This window comes from Rhodococcus sp. Leaf225 (assembly GCF_001426145.1).
GTDB lineage: Bacteria > Actinomycetota > Actinomycetes > Mycobacteriales > Mycobacteriaceae > Rhodococcoides.
Window position 1 is genome coordinate 782,962 of record NZ_LMRN01000009.1, and the last position, 20,342, is coordinate 803,303.

1 protein-coding gene is annotated in these 20,342 nt (G+C 69.7%); it reads left to right on the forward strand.

The window, feature by feature from the left end; genetic code table 11:
- The first annotated feature begins 102 nt into the window (after nt 1–102).
- Complete coding sequence (locus tag ASG69_RS08115) at nt 103–20,310, forward strand: non-ribosomal peptide synthetase (protein WP_056441813.1); 20,208 nt, start codon at nt 103–105, stop codon at nt 20,308–20,310.
- Nucleotides 20,311–20,342: the final 32 nt, after the last annotated feature.

Below are 20,342 nucleotides of genomic sequence, written 5' to 3' on the forward strand. Positions count from 1 at the left end.
GCACGCGTGCGCGCATCCGCGGGGAGTGTCGCGAGTACGCAGCGGGATCGTCGGTGGGCAACCACGGGCGAGGCTCGGTATCGATTCACGAGGAGCACGACGATGACGGATGGCACTCCCGACGAGACCTCGAACGAGGACCGGTCGCGGGCGGAACGTCCGGGACGCGCGGGGGCACCCCGCCGCGAGCGTCCGACCAGGGAACGCCCGCGTCGCCGGCAGCGTCCTCGCGCGGCCACCCTGCCGCAGATCCTCGCGGCCGCCGTGGAGGCGAACGCCGACGGTGTGGCTCTCGTGTTCCGCGACGAGTCCGGCGCGACCACCGAGTGGACCTACCGCGAGCTCGACGCGGCGTCGTCGAAGCTGGGGCGCGAGCTGATCGCGCGCGGCATCGGCGCCGAGGACGTGGTGGCGCTGGCCGTCACGCGGTCCGCCGCGTCGATCCTGTCGATCTGGGCGGTCGCCAAGACCGGTGCGGCATACGTGCCGGTCGATCCGAAGTACCCCGCGGACCGCATCGAGTACATGCTCACCGATTCGGGGGCCACCCTCGGGATCACCACCACGGAGCACCGCGAGACCCTGCCGGAGGGAGTGGGCCCCAGCTGGCTCGTCCTGGGCGACGCCGACCTGGACGCCGCCGTCGACGCACGGTCCGCCGAGCCGGTCACCTACGCCGATCGCGTGCGGGTGCTCGGCCCCGCGAACACGGCCTACATGATCTACACGTCCGGATCGACGGGTCGACCCAAGGGCGTCGAGGTGACGCACGCCGGTCTCTCGAGTCTGGTGGCCGAGCAGCGTGAGCGCTTCGGTATCGACGCGTCCGCCCGCACCCTCGCCGTCGCATCCCCGAGTTTCGACGCCTCGGTCTTCGAACTGCTCATGGCCGTGGGGTCCGGAGCCACGATGGTCGTCTCGCCGCCCGACGTCTTCGGTGGCGACGATCTGACGGCTCTGCTGCGCGAGCAGCGGGTGACCCATGCCGTCATCACCCCGTCCGTGCTGGCCTCGGTCACGCCGTCGGAGTTGCCCGACCTGCGGGTCGTGGTCACCGCCGGTGAGGCGTGCCCGCCGGAACTGGTGTCCCGCTTCGTGACCGACACCCGCCGCATGTTCAACGGCTTCGGTCCGACCGAGGCCACCATCATGACCAACTGCGCGGAGCTGTTCCCGGACGCGCCCGTCTCCATCGGCGGCGCGATCCGCGACTTCCGCACGCCCGTGCTCGACGGCCGCCTGCGCGACGTCCCGGCCGGTGTCGCCGGTGAGCTGTACGCGGCCGGCCCCGGTCTGGCCCGCGGGTATCACGGTCGGCCGTCGCTCACCGCGGAGCGTTTCGTCGCGGACCCCTTCGGTGAACCCGGCTCGCGCGTGTACCGCACCGGTGACCTCGCCCGCGTGCGCAGCGGCGGCGCGGTCGACTACCTGGGCCGCTCCGACTTCCAGGTGAAGGTCCGCGGGTTCCGCATCGAACTCGGCGAGATCGACGCCGCCCTGACGGCGCACCCGGACGTCCGCTTCGCCGCGGCGGCCGGTCATCAGCTGCCCGACGGCTCGACGGTGCTCGTGGCCTACGTGCAGCCCGAGCCGGGCCACGAGATCGACGTCGACGACGTCACGGCCTTCGTCGGCCGGAGCCTCACCGCGTACATGGTGCCGTCCGAGATCATCGTCATCGACGCCGTGCCCCTCACACCCGTCGGCAAGCTCGATCGCGCGGCGCTGCCGCAGCCGACCATCGGCACGTCGACGAAGGAGTACCGGGCCCCGGAGACCCGGACCGAGATCACGGTGTCCGAGGTGCTGGCGGACCTGTTGTCGGCCGAGCGCGTGGGTCTGGACGACACCTTCTTCGAACTCGGTGGCAACTCGCTGCTCGCGACCCAGGTGGTCGCCCGGATCAACCAGGCGGCGCAGTCCCGCATCGCGGTGCGGGACGTGTTCGAGGCGACCTCCGTCGCGGATCTCGCTGCGCGCGTGGATCTCTCGCTCGGTGCCCCGGAGCGGCCGCCGCTCGTGCGTCGTGATCGCTCGGGCGACCTGCCGCTGTCCTACGCCCAGCAGCGGATGTGGCTCACCAACCAGTACGACGTGACGTCGCCCGCGTACAACCAGCCTGTCGTGCTGCGGATGACGGGTGCGCTGGATCTCGAGGCGCTCGGCCACGCGTTCGAGGATCTCATCACGCGGCACGAGACGCTGCGCACCGTCTACCCGCAGACCGACAGTGGTCCGGTGCAGCGCATCGAGCCCGCGTCGTCGGTGTCGGTGGTGCTCGATCCGGAGCGGATCGACGAGAGCTCGGTGTACGAGCGACTGACCCCGGTGGTGCTCGACGGCTTCGACGTGTCGTCCTCGGTGCCCTTCCGTGCCAAGCTGTTCCAGATCGCGGACCAGGACTACGTCCTCGCCGTGGTCATGCACCACATCGCCAGTGACGGTGGATCGCTCGCCCCGCTGGTGCGCGACCTCACCACGGCCTACGTGGCGCGCAGCGCCGGTGCGGCTCCCGAGCTGCCCGAGCTCGAGGTGCAGTACGCGGACTACGCGATGTGGCACCGTGAGCTCCTCGGCGACGAGAGCGACCCGGAGTCGTTGAGCGCCAAGCAGATCGACTTCTGGACGCGCGCCCTCGCCGGCACTCCCGAGGTCATCGAACTCCCCACCGACCGGCCGCGACCGGCGCAGCCGTCGTCCCGCGGTGCGACGGTGCCGTTCCGACTCGAGTCGGACGTCGTCGAGGGTCTGAACGACCTCGCGCGACGCACCAACTCGACGCTGTTCATGGTGGTGCACGCCGCCCTGGCCGTGCTGCTCTCGCGCATGGCCGCGACCGACGACGTGTCCGTCGGCACGCAGATCGCGGGCCGCGGCGAGCAGGCGCTCGATCCGCTCGTCGGCATGTTCGGCAACACGCTGGTCCTGCGATCGCATCTGGAGCCGGGGGAGTCGTTCGAGGACTTCCTGCTCCGCACCCGCACCGCGGACCTCGATGCACTGGGCAACTCGGACCTGCCGCTGGACCGGCTGGTCGAGATCCTGCGACCCCAGCGCTCGCTCGCCTACGCGCCGCTGTTCCAGGTACTGCTCATGCTGCAGAACTTCGAACGCACCGAGATCGAGCTGCCCGACGTCACCATCGGTCTCCTCGACTCGGACGTGCCGGTCGCGAAGCTCGACCTGACGCTGACGCTCATGGAGCAGGTGAACCCCGACGGGTCGCCCGGTCCCATCGACGGATCGCTGCTGTACGCCACGGATCTGTTCGACGAACCCACCGCACGCACCATCGCGGAACGCTACGTCGGCATCCTCGCCGCCGTCGTGGCCGATTCCGCCACCGCCGTCGGCGATCTCCCGCTGACCACCTCCGGCGAGCAGACGCAGCTCGCCGCGCTGCGCGGCATCGACGCTCCGCTGCCCGCCGAGACCCTCGTCGACGCGTTCCGCCGCGGCGCCGCACAGGATCCGAGTCGGACCGCGCTCGTGTACGAGGGGACCTCTCTCACGTATGCCGAGTTCTCCACGCGGGTGAACCGGTTGGCACGGCACCTCGTCGCACTGGGGGTCGGTCCCGACGCCCGCGTGGCCGTCGGCATGCGCCGCTCGCTCGAGATGATGATCGGGATCTACGCGGTGCTCGAGGCCGGTGGCGCCTACGTGCCGGTGGATCCGGACCACCCGCACGAGCGCACCGAGTACGTCCTGTCCAGCGCCGCACCCGTCGTCGTGCTGACCACCACGCGCGATCACCGGGACCTGCCCGAGCACCACAACGTGATCGACGTCGACACGGTCGATCTCGCCGACGTGTCCGCGGAGCCGCTGACGGATGCGGAGCGGACGGGCACGCTCGTGCCGTCCAACATCGCCTACATCATCTACACATCGGGCTCGACCGGCCGCCCCAAGGGCGTGGCGGTCTCGCACCGCTCCGTCCTGAACCAGATGCTCTGGATGCACGAGACGTATGACCTCACGGTCGGCGACACGATGCTGCAGAAGACGCCGGTGACGTTCGACGCGTCGGTGTGGGAACTCTTGCTGCCCTTCCAGCTCGGAGCCACCCTCGTCGTCGCGCGTCCGGACGGCCACCTCGACGTGCAGTACCTGCTCGACCAGGCGCGCTCGCACGGCATCGCGATCCTCGAGTTCGTACCGTCCATGCTCGAGCTCTTCATGTCCGATGCCGGTCTGGCCCTGCCGGGATCGCTGCGCTACCTGTCGGTGGGCGGCGAGGCGTTGTCCGCCGATCTGGTGCGTCGGTTCGCGGCCTCGTCGGCCGCCGAGCTCGACAACACGTACGGCCCCACCGAGGCGACGGTCACGTCCACGCTGCACCGGACCACCGACGCGGACGTCCGTACCGTCCCCATCGGTCGCCCGATCCGTAACACCGGTGCGCGCGTGCTGGACTCGCGTCTGCACGACGTTCCGGTCGGTGTCCCGGGAGAGCTCTATCTCACGGGCGCGCAGCTGGCTCGTGGGTACTTCGGTCGGCCCGACCTCACCGCCGATCGCTTCGTCGCCGATCCCCGCACGACCGGTGAGCGGATGTACCGGACCGGCGACCTCGTCTCGGTCACCGCGTCGGGTGAGCTGGAGTTCCTCGGCCGCACCGACTTTCAGGTCAAGCTCCGTGGTCTGCGCATCGAGCTCGGCGAGATCGAGTCTGCTCTCACCGCGCACCCGGACGTGGCCCGCGCCGTGGCCATCGTGCACTCCGACGAGCGCACCGGCGAAGCTCTGGTGGCGTACATCGTGCCGGAGGCCGGGCGCGCACCGGAACTGGCGAGTGTCCTCGACCTGGTCGCCGAGCGCGTCCCCGCGTACATGGTGCCGTCACACCTGACGGTGCTCGACGAGATCCCGCTCAGCCCCAGCGGCAAGCTCGACCGCCGTGCTCTGCCCGAGCCCGTGGACGTGTCCGGACCGCGGGAGTACCGGGCTCCGGAGACGGTGTCCGAGAAGGTCGTCGCGGACGTCTTCTCCGCACTGCTCGACGCCCCGCGCGTCGGCATCGACGACTCGTTCTTCGAACTCGGCGGCAACTCGCTGATCGGTATGCGCGCCGTCGCGCGGGTCAACGAGGCGCTGTCGAGCTCCATCGGCGTCCGCGATCTGTTCGAGAAGCCCACGGTGGCGGCACTCGCCGCCCGGATCGACGCCGCGGCACGCACCGGCCGCACCCGGCCAGTCCTGGCGCCTCGGGAGCGCCCGGAGCGGATTCCGTTGTCGCTCGCGCAGTCTCGCATGTGGTTCGTCAACCAGTTCGACACCGAGTCGGCGGCCTACAACATCCCGCTCGTCATCACGCTGCGCGGTGAGCTCGACGTGGACGTGCTGCGCGCTGCCGTGGGCGACGTGCTCGAACGCCACGAGTCTCTGCGCACGCTCTACCCGCAGGTGGACGGCACGCCGTACCAGGTGATCCTGCCCGCCGACCGCGTCGCCGGTCAGTTCGCCGTGACCGAGGTCGCCGCGGACGACGTGCAGGCGCGCGTCCTCGACATGGTGACCTCGGGCTTCGACGTCACCGCGGAGGTGCCGCTGCGCGGCGCACTGCTGCGGACGTCGGACACCGAGGCCGTGCTGGCGTTCGTCGTGCACCACGTCAGTGCGGACGGATTCTCGATGGGCCCGCTCGCGCGCGACGTCATGACCGCCTACGCGGCACGTCAGGCCGGCACGCCGGCGTGGTCCGAGAACGGCCCGCTGCGTCCGCTGACCGTGCAGTACGCCGACTTCTCCCTGTGGCAGCGCGAGATGCTGGGCTCCGAGTCCGACCCTGAATCACTGGCGTCGCAGCAGGAGTCGTACTGGGTGACGCAGCTCGACGATCTGCCGGAGGTGCTCACGCTCCCGTCGGACCGCCCGCGTCCCGCGGTGTCCACCGGGGCCGGGTCCGCGGTCCACCACACGATCGATGCCGAGATCCACACTCGCGCGGCAGACTTCGCACGCGCCCACGACGCGAGCCTCTTCATGGTCGTGCACAGTGCGCTCGCCGTCGTACTCGCCCGACTGTCGAACACCACCGACATCGCCGTCGGTGCCCCCATCGCCGGTCGCGGCGAGGAAGCGCTCGACGACCTCGTCGGCATGTTCGTCAACACGCTCGTGCTGCGCACGCAGGTCTCGCCGCACGCCACGTTCACCGAGCTGCTGGCCGAGACGAAGACCGTGGACCTCGGCGCCTTCGGCAACGCGGACATCCCCTTCGAGCGGCTCGTCGAGGTCCTCGCTCCGGAGCGCTCGACATCGCACAACCCGCTCTTCCAGGTGGCGCTGGCGTTCCAGAACCTCGAGCGCACGACGTTCGAACTCGGCGGCCTCGAGGTCGCCCGGTACGACGCCGGCATCCACTCCGCGAAGTTCGACCTGTCCATCGAGATCACGGAAACGGTGGAGGACGGCGGGCAGGCCGGAGGCCGGTCGGGTGACGTACAGGCCGCGGGCATGACGATGGAGGTGACGTTCTCGACCGACCTGTTCGATGCGGAGACCGTCACGCTGTTCTGCGAGCGCTTCGAGCGCGTGCTGGCCGCGGCGATCGAGACGCCCGACCGCGCCGTCGGCGACATCCCACTGCTCGACTCCGAGGAGGCGGCGTCGTTGGCACCCGTCACCGGGGACGACGCGGTGGCGGAGCGGACGCTCGGCGACCTCCTCGTCGATGCCGTCGCGACCAACCCCGACGGTCCGGCGCTGGTCTTCGACTCCGCGGTCCTGTTCGACGGGACGTCGGTGTCCTACCGCGAACTCGGCGAGTTCTCGGCTCGACTCGCCCGAGTGTTGATCGACCGTGGCATCGGGGCCGGATCCGCCGTGGCGCTGTCGGTCCCGCGCTCCGCGGAGTCGGTCGCGTTGATGTGGGCGGTGACCCGTACGGGTGCGGCCTTCGTCCCGATCGACCCCAACTACCCGGCCGATCGCATCGAACACATGGTGACCGACTCGGGCGTCCGTGTCGGCCTGACGCTCGGCGTGCACCGGGCGTCCCTGCCCGACGAGATCGACTGGCTCGTCGTCGATTCCGAGGAGATCCGGGCTCAGGTCTCGGCCGCTCCGGCGGATGCGATCACCGACGCCGACGGTCGGACGGCAGTCACGCCGGCCGACCGCGCGTACATCATCTACACCTCCGGTTCCACCGGTCTGCCCAAGGGCGTCTCGGTGTCCCATCGTGGACTGGCGAATCTCGCAGCCACCCAGGCGGAGACGTATCGGGTCGATCGGCACTCTCGGGTACTGCACTTCGCCTCTCCGAGCTTCGACGCCTCCCTGCTGGAAGTGCTGTTGTCGTTCTCGTCGTCCGCGGTGATGGTGGTCGCACCGACGTCGATCTACGGTGGAGAGGACTTCGCACAGTTCATCCGCCGACACGAGGTGACGCACGCGTTCATCACCCCGGCGGCGTTGACGTCGATGGATCACCAGGGCCTTCCGTCGCTGCAGACGGTGGCGGTGGGTGGAGAATCCTTCGATCGGAATCTCGTGGCTCGGTTCGCGCCGGGCCGTCGGATGTTGAACGCGTACGGCCCCACCGAGACCACGATCGTCTCGCACCTGGGCGGCCCGCTGAGTCCGGACGGCCCGGTGTCCATGGGTGGCCCGATCCGCGGCGGTCGTGCCATGGTGCTCGACAGTCGACTGGGCCCCGTTCCGGTCGGTGTTCCGGGTGAGCTCTACACCGCGGGACCCGGTGTGGCGCAGCACTACCACGAGCGCCGGGCACTCTCGTCCGAGCGCTTCGTCGCCGACCCGTACGGTCAGCCCGGAACCCGCATGTACCGGACCGGCGATGTCGTGCGCTGGTGGCGACGTCCGGGGACGGACGAGCTCGAACTCGAGTACGTCGGCCGAGGTGACTCGCAGATCAAAGTTCGCGGGTTCCGCATCGAGCCCGGCGAGATCGACGCCGTCGTGTCCTCGCACCCCGAGGTGCAGTTCGCGCTGACCACGCCGTTCACCACGGCAGCGGGGGCGACGGTGCTGGTCACGTACGTCACGCTCACTCCCGGATCTCGTCTGCGGGAATCGGACGTCACCGAGTGGGCAGCGGAATCACTTCCCGCGCACATGGTCCCGTCCGCCGTGGTCGTCATGGGCGAGGTGCCGCTGGGTGCCACCGGCAAGGTCGACCGACGGGCTCTGCCGATGCCCGAGTTCGGTACCGACACCGACACCTACCGCGAGCCGGCCACCGAGACCGAGCGCGCGCTGGCAGCGGTCTTCGCCGACGTGCTCGGCGTCGATCGGGTCGGCGCGGACGACGACTTCTTCGCCCTGGGCGGCGACTCCATCGTCTCCATCCAGCTGGTATCGCGTGCTCGCGCCGCAGGACTGTCCCTCAGCCCGCGTGACGTCTTCGAGCGCCGCACCGTCGCCGCGCTGGCGGCCGTCGTGTCGTCGGGGGAGAACGCCGTCCGCATTCTGCCCGAACTCGAGGGTGGCGGCGTCGGATCGCGTCCGCTGACCCCGGTGGAGCACTTCATGACCCGCCGCGGCGGCGCCTACGAGCGCTTCTCGCAGAGCGTCGTACTGGACCTGCCGACGGGTATCGACGAGCCCGGCATGACCGCGACACTGCAGGCCGTGGTGGACCGTCACGACTTGTTCCGCGCGAGCCTCACCGGGTCGCTCGACGACGGCTTCGAGATCGTCACCGCGGCACCGGGTTCGGTGGACGCCGCGTCGCTGCTCACCCGAGTCGACGTCGACGCCGACGTCACGGGCGACGACCTCGAGAAGGTGGCCCGCACGGCACTCGACTCGGCACTGGATCGCCTCTCGACGGCCGACGGTCGTCTCGTGCAGTTCGTCTGGCTGGACCGGGGACCGTCGACCGGCGGCCACCTCGTCGTCGCCGGCCACCACCTGGCCGTCGACGGTGTCTCGTGGCGCATCATCGTGCCGGACCTGGTCACCGCGTGGTTCGGCGTGTCCTCCGGGGCCGAGCCGACTCTGCAACCGGTGGGCACGTCGATGCGTACCTGGGCGCACGCGCTCGTGGACCAGGCGCCGTCGCGTCGCTCGGAACTGCCGTTCTGGAGTTCCGTCGTGCGGTCCGAGGACGTACTGCTCGGCGACCGCGATCTCGACCCCGCCGTCGACGTGCAGGCCACGCTCGACAGGGTGCGCGTCACCGTCCCGGCGGACGTCACGAGCGCCGTCGTCACCGCTCTGCCGCAGGTGTTCCGGGGCGGCGTGAACGACGGACTGTTGTCCGCACTGGCTCTGGCCGTGGCGAAGTGGCGCCGTGAGCGCGGCACCGAGACGTCGTCGCTGCTGCTGCGCCTCGAGGGCCACGGCCGCGAGGAGGACGTGCTCGGTGACGCCGGACTCGCGGATCTGTCGCGGACCGTCGGCTGGTTCACGTCGATCTTCCCCGTGCTGCTCGACCTCACCGACGTCGACCTCGACGACGCGTTCGCCGGTGGCGCCGCGGCCGGCCGAGCTGTCAAGGCCGTCAAGGAACAGCTGCTCGCGGTGCCCGATCGCGGTATGGGCTACGGCATGCTGCGCTACCTCGACGAGACGGGACGCTCGGTTCTCGCGCGATCCGTCGGCCAGATCAGCTTCAACTACCTGGGCCGCCTGTCCGCGGGCGAGCTGCCCGAGGGTGCGGAGGGTCTGGGCTTCCTCCCGTCGTCCGACATCACCACCCTCGCGGACGTGCCCCTCGACGCCGACATGCCGGCGATCGCCGTGCTCGACATCAACGCCGTCCTCGCGGACGAGCAGCTCGGTGCCACGTTCGCGTTCCCCCGCGGCATCCTGTCGTCGGAGGACGTGTCTGCGCTCGGCTCCTACTGGGTCGAGGCACTCACGGCGCTCGCTCAGCACGTCGGGAGCGGCGATGCCGGCGGCCTCACGCCGTCGGACGTACCGCTGGTGCCGGTGTCGCAGAACGACATCGAGGTTTTCGAGAACGAGATGTCCGATGCCGGGTCCCATCTCGAGGACGTCTGGTCCCTTGCTCCGCTGCAGGCGGGTCTGCTGTTCCACTCGTCGATGCAGCCGGCCGGCGTTCCCGACGTCTACGTCATGCAGGTCGTGATGGACCTGACCGGCGACGTCGACCGGGACCGGTTCGTCGCCGCGGCCGGTGCGCTGCTCGCGCGCTACGACGGGCTGCGGACATCGTTCCGCACCACCGCGGACGGTCGTGCGGTGCAACTGGTTCCGAGTTCCGCCGAGGTCCCGTGGGTAGATGTCGACCTGCGCGGCCACGACGACATCGAGGGCGACCTGCGCGTCGAGCTCGAGACCGAGCGGGACCGCCGGTTCGCGATGGACAGCGCGCCGCTGGTGCGCTTCCGGATGATCCGCACCGCCGACGACGCGGTCACGCTGTCGTTCATGGCGCACCACATCGTCATCGACGGATGGTCGATGCCGCTGGTGCTCAAGGATCTCCTCACGCTGTACGCCCTGCGCGGAGATGCGTCGCTGCTTCCCGAGGTCCGGTCCTACCGTTCCTTCCTGGAGTGGCTGTCGGTCCGCGACCGCGCCGTCTCGGTCAAGGCGTGGACCACCGCTTTCGCCGGCGCTGAGGAGCCGACGCTGTTGTCGGGAATCACCGATACGTCCGGGGTCTCGACCGACACGGGTCGGGTCGAGGTCGTCATGGACGAGAAGGTCACGTCCGAGCTGACCGATCTGGGGTCGCGTCTCGGTGTCACGCTCAGCACGATCGTGCAGGCGGCGTGGGGCCTCGTGCTCGCGCGCCAGTTGGGCCGCGACGACGTGGCGTTCGGTGGGACGGTCTCCGGTCGCCCCGCCGACCTCGAGGGCGTCGAGACCATGGTCGGCCTGTTCATCAACACGCTGCCCGTCCGCGTGCGCATCGACGAGTCCGACAGCATCGAGTCCTTCCTGCTCCGGTTGCAGGAGGAGCAGACGGCGTTGCTCGACCACCACTACCTGGGGCTGGCGGACATCACCACCGCTGTCGGCCCGGGCGCGGTGTTCGACTCGATCACCGTTCTCGAGTCCTACCCGGTGGACGAGGAGGGCTTGAAGGCCGCCGCGTCCATCGACGGCATGGCCGTCACCGGTGCTCAGGTGCTCGACGCGACGCACTACCCGATCAACGTGGTCACGTTCGCGGACACGCAGATCCGCATGACGTTGCGCTACCTGCGCGACCTGTTCTCCGACGAGTACGTCTCCGCACTGGGCAGTCGCCTGCAGGCCGTGTTCGCGGCGTTCGCCACGTCGCCGGGTGCGCCCGTCGGCCGCATCGAGACGCTGCTCGCCGACGAGCGTGCCGACCTGCTGTCGCGCCGCGGATCCGCCGACGTCGACGAGCGCACGCTCGTCCGGATCCTGGAGGACGCCGCGGATCACGCTCCCAGCAGACTCGCCGTCCGCCAGGGATCGGTGCAGTGGACGTACGAAGAGCTCGACGCTCGTGCCGCGCGCCTCGCACGCGTCCTCGTCGACGCGGGTGTCGGACCGGACGTCGTGGTAGCCGTGGCGGTTCCGCGGTCACCCGAGTTCGTGCTCTGCGTCTGGGCCGTCGCGAAGGCGGGCGGCTACATGGTGCCCGTCGACCCGGCGCACCCTGCCGAGCGCATCGACTACATGGTGCACGACTCGGCGGCGGCGCTCGGCATCACGACGATCATCGACCGCCCCGCCGACGTCGACGGGCTGCGGTGGCTCGTCCTCGACGACGAGCAGTTCGCGGCCGACGTCGACTCGCGCTCACCCGAGCGCCCGACCGACGGTGAACGCCTCGGTGCGATACGGATGAGCAACGCGGCGTACATGATCTACACGTCCGGATCGACCGGCCGTCCCAAGGGTGTCGTCGTCCCGCACACTGGTCTCGCCAATCTGGTCGCCGCACAGACGGACTCGCTGGGGATCGATCACGCGTCGATCATTCTGGCCGTGGCGTCGACGAGCTTCGACGCGTCGATCTTCGAGATCCTGCTGGCCGCCGGCAACGCGGTTCCGCTCGCACCGGCGCCCGCCGGGTTCTACGGCGGACCCGATCTGGCGCGCTTCGTCACCGACGAGGGTGTCACCCACATGGTGATCACGCCGTCCGCGCTGGCGACCGTCGAGCCGGACGCGGTGCCGTCCGTGCGCGCCGTCATGCCCGTCGGCGAGGCTCTTCCGCCGGATCTGATGGCGGCGTGGGCGACATCCGGTCGCACCGTCGTCAACGGGTACGGACCCGCCGAGACGACGATCATGATCAACGCGTCGGTGCCCCTCTCCGCAGGCGATCCGATCACGGTGGGCGGTCCCAGCAAGGGCACTCGCGAGTACGTGCTGGACGGCCGACTGCGGCCCGTGCCCGTCGGCGTTCCCGGTGAGCTCTACGCCGGAGGTCCGGGTGTCGCGCGCGGCTACTTCGGCCGCCCGACGCTCACCTCCGAGCGCTTCGTCGCCGATCCGTACGGTCCCGCGGGGAGCCGTCTGTACCGCACCGGCGACGTGGTCCGCTGGACCGAGGCCGGCACCGTCGAGTACATCGGCCGCAGCGACTTCCAGGTCAAGATCCGTGGCCAGCGCATCGAGCTCGGCGAGATCGATGCCGCGCTCGCGTCCCATCCGGACGTCGACTTCGCCGTGACGGTCGGCCACCGATCCGTCGGTGGCGTCACCGATCTCGTGTCCTACGTCTTGCCGGCGGCGTCCCTGCTCGAGGCGGGCGCGACCCTGGACGTCGCGGCCGTGCACGCATCTGTCAAGGAGAGCCTGCCCGCGCACATGGTGCCCGCGGTGATCATGCCGCTCACCTCCGTGCCGCTGAACCCGGTCGGCAAGCTCGACCGTGCCGCGTTGCCGGAGCCCACCCTGGTGCGGCAGCAGGCCGAGTACCGCGCCCCGGAGACGCCCGAGGACCAGGCCGTCGCCGAGGTGTTCGCCGATCTTCTCGGCGTGGAGCGGGTCGGTGTCGACGACAGCTTCTTCGATCTCGGCGGCAACTCGCTCGTGGCCACCCAGGCCGTCGCGCGTATCAACGCGGCACTGGACACCCACATCGGCGTGCGCGACATCTTCGACGCGTCGACCGTGGGCGAACTCGCGGCGCGCGCACTCTCGGGTGGAGTCGGTCGTCGCCCCGCGCTCGTCGCGGGGGAGCGGCCCGATCCGGTGCCGCTGTCGCTCGCACAGCGCCGCATGTGGTTCCTCAACCAGTTCGACACCAGCTCGCCCGCGTACAACATCCCGCTGGCAGTGCGCCTCACCGGCACGCTCGACGTCGCCGCGCTGGAGGAGGCCGTCCGCGACGTCCTCGCCCGGCACGAGACGCTGCGCACGGTGTACCCCGGGTCGGAAGAAGGTCCCTACCAGGTCATCCTGGGTGTGGACGACGTTCCCCTCGACCTGGCGCCACGTCCGGTCGAGACCGCCGGTGTGCCCGGCGCGTTGTTCGAGTTCATCGCGTCCGGGTTCGACGTCACTGCCGCCGTACCCGTGCGCGGTCTGCTGCTCGAGGTCGTCGACCCGGCCGGCGACGCGGCGGAGTACGTGCTGTCCATCGTCGTGCACCACATCTCCGCGGACGGATTCTCGCTCGGCCCGCTGGCACGTGACGTCATGGTCGCCTACTCGGCGCGCGTCGCCGGAGCGATCCCGGAGTGGGCACCCCTGCCCGTGCAGTACGCCGACTACGCGCTGTGGCAGCGCGAGGTGCTGGGATCGGAGAGCGACCCGGAGTCGTTGACCGCCCAGCAGATCGCGTACTGGAAGCAGCAGCTCGCCGGTCTGGACGATCCGATCGAGCTGCCGACCGACAGGCCGCGCCCGGCGGTTCAGTCCATGCTCGGCCACTCGGTGCAGTTCGCGCTGACCCCCGAGCAGACGGCCGGACTGCGCGCCGTCGCCGCGTCGCGTCAGGGCACGCTGTTCATGGCCGTGCACGCGGCGTGGTCCGTGCTGCTCGGTGCCCTGTCGGGCTCGCGCGACATCGCCGTCGGAACCCCGATCGCCGGACGTGGCGAGCGCGAACTCGACGACATGGTCGGCATGTTCGTCAACACGCTGGCACTGCGTCTCGACGTCGATCCGGATGCGTCGTTCGCCGATCTGGTCGCGGCCGCCCGCGCGGCCGACCTGGCCGCGTTCGGTCACGCCGACGTGCCGTTCGAGCAGCTCGTCGAGGCCGTCGACCCGCGTCGGTCGACCGCGTACCACCCGATCTTCCAGGTGGGCTTCTCGTTCCAGAACCTCGCGCCGGTGACGTTCGAGCTCCCCGACCTCACCGTCGGGGACGTCGGGCTCGAGGCCGCGGTCTCGCAGTTCGATCTGCACCTCATCGTCAGTGAGGGAGCCGAGGACGGCTCGCTGCAGTCGGTGCTCACCTTCGCCGAGGCGCTGTTCGACCGTGCCACGGCCGAGTCGTTCACCGAGCGCTTCTCCCGCGTGGTCGACGCGCTGATCGCCCGTCCGGACGCACCGGTGCACACCGCGGACGTCCTGAGCGCGGACGAGCGTCGGTCGATCCTGGTGGACACCAACGACACTCGTGTCGCGGGTGCGCCCACCTCCGTTGCGCGGATGTTCGCCGAGCGAGTCGCCGAGCGTCCCGACGTCGTCGCCCTGACGGAAGGTGACGACTCACTCACGTACGGCGAGTTCGGTTCTCGCGTCGCACGACTGGCGCGCAGGTTGCTCGCCGACGGCGTGCGCACCGGTGATCTCGTCGCCGTGGCGATGCCACGGTCGATCGACTCGATGGTCGCGATGTACGCGGTGGTCCAGGCCGGTGCGGCGTACCTGCCGATCGACCTCGACCACCCGGCGGAGCGCACGGAGTACGTGCTGTCCGACGCAGAGCCGTCCCTCGTACTGTTGGGTGGCCGGGAATTGCCGGTGGACGGCCCTCGCGTCGTCCGTCCTCGACACCGTCACCACATTCCCCGCCTCGACGTCCTCACGGCGGACACGTCCGAGTTCTCGGACGCGCCGGTCACGGACGCCGAACGCAGTCGTCCGCTCCGGGCGGACGATCCGGTGTACGTGATCTACACCTCCGGCTCCACCGGGCGGCCCAAGGGCGTCGCGCTGCCGCATCGCGCGGTGGCGAACCAGCTCTGGTGGATCCAGAGCGAGTTCGGCCTCACCGCGGACGACGCGATGGTGCAGAAGACGCCGTCGACCTTCGACCTGTCGGTGTGGGAGCTGTGGTGGCCGCTGACCGCGGGCGCCCGGCTGGTGATCGGTTCGCCCGAGGCGAACCGGGACCCTGCCGAACTCGCGCGTGTGATGCGCGAGCAGAACGTCACCGTCGCCGATTTCGTGCCCTCGCTCCTCGGCGCTTTCGCGTCGGTGGCGACGGCCGACGACGTCGTGTCACTGCGAGCGGTCCTGTGCATCGGCGAGGCGCTGCCGCGCGACGTGGTCACCGCGTTCGGCCGACTGTCCGACGCACCGGTGGTGAACCTCTACGGACCGACGGAGGCTGCGGTCTCGGTCACCGTGCACCACATCGCGCCCGACGAGACGGGTCCGGTGTCCATCGGTGGACCCGAGGCGAACGTGCAGGTCTACGTCCTCGACTCTCGTCTGCGGCCGGTGCCCGTCGGCGTCGCGGGTGAGCTCTATCTCGCAGGCGACCAGCTGGCGCTCGGGTACTTCGGCAACACCACCCTGACGGCGGAACGCTTCGTGGCCGATCCCTTCGGTCCCGGCCGGCTCTACCGCACGGGAGACGCGGTCCGCTGGGTGGACCGCGACGGGCGCCGCGTCCTCGAGTTCGTGGCCCGCACCGACGACCAGGTCAAGGTGCGCGGTTTCCGCATCGAGCTCGGCGAGGTCGAGGCCGCGTTGACCACGGCGGACGGCGTCGCCGCCGCGGCTGCCACGGTCGCCCGCACTGCCGGCGGCGAGCTGTTGGTGGGCTACGTCGTGCCGGAGAAGGATGCCACCCTGGATGTCGACGACGTGCGATCCGCTGCGGCGCAGGCAGTTCCGGGGTACATGGTCCCGGCGCGCATCGTGGTGATCGACTCGTTGCCGCTGAGCATCAACGGCAAGCTCGACCGTCGTCGACTGCCCTCGGTGGATCTCGACGTCGCGCGGGAGTACCGCGCACCGTCCACCCCGGTCGAGGAGATCGTCGCTGCCGCGTTCGCCGCGGTGCTCGGCGTCGACCGGGTCGGCACGGGCGACAACTTCTTCGAGCTCGGCGGCAACTCGCTGTCGGCCACGCAGGTGGTCGCTCGGGTCAACGCACGACTGAACACCCGGGTCTCCATCCGCGAGATGTTCGAATCCGCCGACGTGGCTGCCTTCGCGGCGCGCGCGGAGTCGGCGACGCGGACTGCGGCACGTCGAGCCCTGGTGCCGGTGGATCGTCCCGACGAGATCCCCCTGTCGCTCGCGCAGCAACGTATGTGGTTCCTGAACCAGTTCGACACCGCGTCACCGGCGTACAACGTGCCACTGGCGGTCAGGCTCGAGGGACGCCTCGACGTGGATGCCGTGCGCGCCGCCGTCGTCGACGTCGTGAGCCGACACGAATCACTTCGCACGTCCTACCCGGAGAACGCGAACGGCCCGCGTCAGGTCATCGTTCCGGCCACGGACGTGCACCTGGACCTCTCCCGCGAGGACGTGTCCGCGGACGGGGTGGAGCGCCGCCTGATCGAGTTCGTGTCCGAGGGCTTCGACGTGACCGCCGAGGTTCCGGTCCGCGGGTTGCTTCTCGGGGTGGACGACACCCATCACGTTCTGGCAATCGTGGTGCACCACGTGTCCGCGGACGGGTTCTCCCAGGGACCGATGGCACGCGACATCATGATCGCGTACTCGGCTCGGGTCCGCGGCGAGCGACCGGACCAGCAGCCGCTCCCCGTGCAGTATGCGGACTACGCGCTGTGGCAGCGCGCAGTGCTGGGCGACACCTCGGATCCTGATTCCGAGGCCTCGACGCAGATCGAGTACTGGCGCGACCGTCTCGCCGGTCTCACCGAACCGTTGGCGCTGCCGTTCGACAGGCCGCGACCGAGCGAACGCGCACTCCTGGGTTCGCGGGTCGACCTCGAGATCGAGGCAGGCGTCGCGGACCGTGTTCGCTCCGTCGCACGCAGCACGGGCGGTACGCCGTTCATGGTCGTGCACGCGGCGCTGGCCGCGCTGTTGGCGAGAACCAGCGGGACGTCGGACGTCGCGATCGGCACACCCATCGCGGGTCGTGGAGACGCGGCCCTCGACGAGTTGATCGGCATGTTCGTCAACACCCTGACACTGCGGTCCGCGGTGGACCCGGCGGCGACCTTCCTCGACCTGCTCAACTCCGTGCGCACGACGGACCTCGATGCGTTCGCGCATTCGGACGTGCCGTTCGAACAGATCGTGGACGAGCTGCAACCGCCGCGCTCGACCGCCTACCACCCGTACTTCCAGGTCAGCATGACGTTCGCGAACTTCGCGCCGATCCGACTGGAACTGCCGGACCTGACGGTGAGCGGGGTGGAACCGGGCCTGTCCGTGGCACAGTTCGACCTGCAGCTCGCGGTGGGGGACTCGCCGTCGGGTGGCTACGAGTGTGTCTTCACGTACGCGACCGACGTGTTCGAGGCCGACACGATCGAGCGGTTGTCGCGCCGCTTCGTCACCCTTCTGACGGCGGTCGTGGCCGATCCGGAACAGGTCGTCGGCGACATCGACATCACCGACGAGCGCGATCGAGCACTGACCTCGCGTAGCGTGGCGGGGTCGAGATCCGTTGCCGCCGAACGTGATTCGGTCGACATCGACGCGAATCCGGGGGGCACGATCGTCGATCGAGTCAGGGCTCGGGCTCATACCGATCCTGATGCTCCCGCGGTTCGTTTCGCGGATCTCGGTCTGACGTACCGGCAGCTCGACGAGCGGTCGGACGCACTGGCATCGGGGCTGCGGGCCGCGGGCGTCGATCGAGGTGCGATGGTGGCCGTGATGATGGATCGCTCCACCGATCTGGTGGCGGTGCTGCTCGGAGTCATGAAGGCCGGTGCGGCGTACGTTCCCGTCGATCCGGACTCGCCCGAGTCGCGGGCCGACCACATCCTGACCGATTCGGGTGCGACGGTGATCGTCACGAATCCCGAACGTCTCGATGGATTCGCCAGGCCCGGCACCGAGGTGACGACCCCGGACAGTCTCGTGTCCCTCGCGGTGGGAACACCCCCGCCCGCGCCGTCCGGTGGCGACTCCGCGTACGTCATCTACACCTCGGGTTCGACCGGTCGGCCCAAGGGTGTGCTCGTCGAACACTCGTCGGTGACCGCGCTGCTGGACGCGACGCAGCCCTTCTACGGATTCGACGCCACGGACGTGTGGACGATGTTCCACTCCTACGCATTCGACTTCTCGGTGTGGGAGCTGTGGGGAGCGCTGACGACCGGAGGCAGCGTCGTCGTGGTGGATGCGTGGACTGCGCGTGAACCGGACAAGTTCCTGGACCTCGTCGTCGCGGAGAAGGTGACGGTCCTCAACCAGACTCCGTCTGCCTTCTACCAGTTCGCGGAGGCGGAACGACGGTCGACGGACACGGGGTCCCTGTCACTGCGCTACATCGTGTTCGGCGGCGAAGCCCTCGATCTGAGTCAGTTGCGACGCTGGTACGAACGCCATCACGACGGTGCGCGCCTGGTGAACATGTACGGCATCACCGAGACCACGGTCCACGTGACACTGCAACCGCTGACCGCGGAGATCGCGTCGAAGGCCGCCGGCAGCGTCATCGGTCGCCCCGTCCCCGGTCTGGGCGCCGTGGTACTCGACACGCGGCTGCGACCGGTACCGGTGGGAGTTCCGGGAGAGCTGTACATCATGGGTAGGCAGCTCGCTCCCGGGTACCTGAACCGTCCGAGTCTGTCCTCGGTGCGCTTCGTCGCGAACCCCTTCGTTCCCGGCGAGAGGCTGTACCGATCGGGCGACCTCGCCCGGTGGAACTCCGAGGGCTCGCTCGAGTACCTGCAGCGTGCCGACACACAGGTGCAACTGCGCGGGTTCCGCGTCGAACTGGGAGAGATCGAATCGGTTCTCGTCGACGCGCCGGGTGTGGCGGGCGCAGTGGTGGCGGTCCAGCACGGACCCGCGGGCGACGTACTGGTCGGACACATCGTCCCCGAGACCGGCACGCGCCGTGAGGATCCGGAGGGCGATGACCTGCGCGAGTCGGTTCTGCGTTATGCCGCGGCGAGACTGCCCGGCTACATGGTGCCATCGCGACTCGCCGAGTTGGCCGCACTCCCGCTCACGGTCAACGGGAAACTCGATCGGACGGCACTCCCGCCGATCGAAGTAGATGTGAGTCGCACGTACACGCCGCCCTCGACTCCCACCGAGCGGGCGATCACGGAGGCGATGGCCGATGTTCTCGGGCTCGAACGGGTCGGAGCGGACGACAACTTCTTCGAACTCGGAGGGAACTCGCTCGCGGCGACGCGACTCGCGCGGGCCGTCGGTGAGACTCTCGGCCGCGACGTCGCCGTGCGGCTGTTGTTCGTGGCGTCGGACGCGCGGTCGTTGGCGGCTCGGCTCGAGTCGGACGCCGACGCCGCGCATGCAGGGTTCGAGATGATGCTGCCGCTGTCGTCGGGATCGGGAACACCTGTCTTCTTCATCCATCCCATCATCGGGTTGGCATGGAGCTATGCAGGTTTCACTCGTCACCTCCCGCCCGACACACCGATGTACGGAATCCAGTCGCCCGCCATCACGGAGGACGGTGCGCTCGCGAGCTCGATCGGCGAACTGGCCGATCGCTACCTGGCAGAGATTCTTCGAGTCGCTCCGGACGGACCGTATCGCCTGGTGGGGTGGTCGCTCGGAGGTGTCATCGCTCAGGCGGTCGCCACTCGACTCGAGCGGGCAGGGCGAGCGGTGTCGCTCCTCGCGCTGCTCGACAGTCGTCCGCGCACGGACGTCGGGACGAGCGGAGTCGATACCCCGGACACTGCTGCGGCGGACATTCTCGGCGGCATCGGAATCGACGTCGCCGCGGCGACAGGAGATGCCGACGATCTCGACGGGCTGGTGGCACTGATCGCCGAGGCGCCGGGAGTGGCCGGGGTGGCCACGCCCGATCTGGTGCGCTCGATGGTCTCGGCGGCGCTGCACAACGGTGATCTGTTGACCCGACACGAGCCGGACGTCTACGGCGGGGACATGCTGTTCTTCGCCGCTTCCGGGGACGATGCCACAGGAACCGTGTTCGCCGACGCCTGGAAGGACTACACACGCGGACGGATCACCAGCACGGCGGTACCCGTCACGCACTGGGAGATGGCGTCGGACGAGGCGATCGCCGTCATCGGTCCCGCACTGCGGGACGCGCTGGACGACTGACACCGCCCACCCGACCGGCGGACGGCCGGTCG

What these genes read in the sequence shown, in the direction of transcription:
- ASG69_RS08115 (WP_056441813.1), top strand. Translation starts at nt 103, where the DNA reads ATGACGGATGGCACTCCCGACGAGACCTCGAACGAGGACCGGTCGCGG.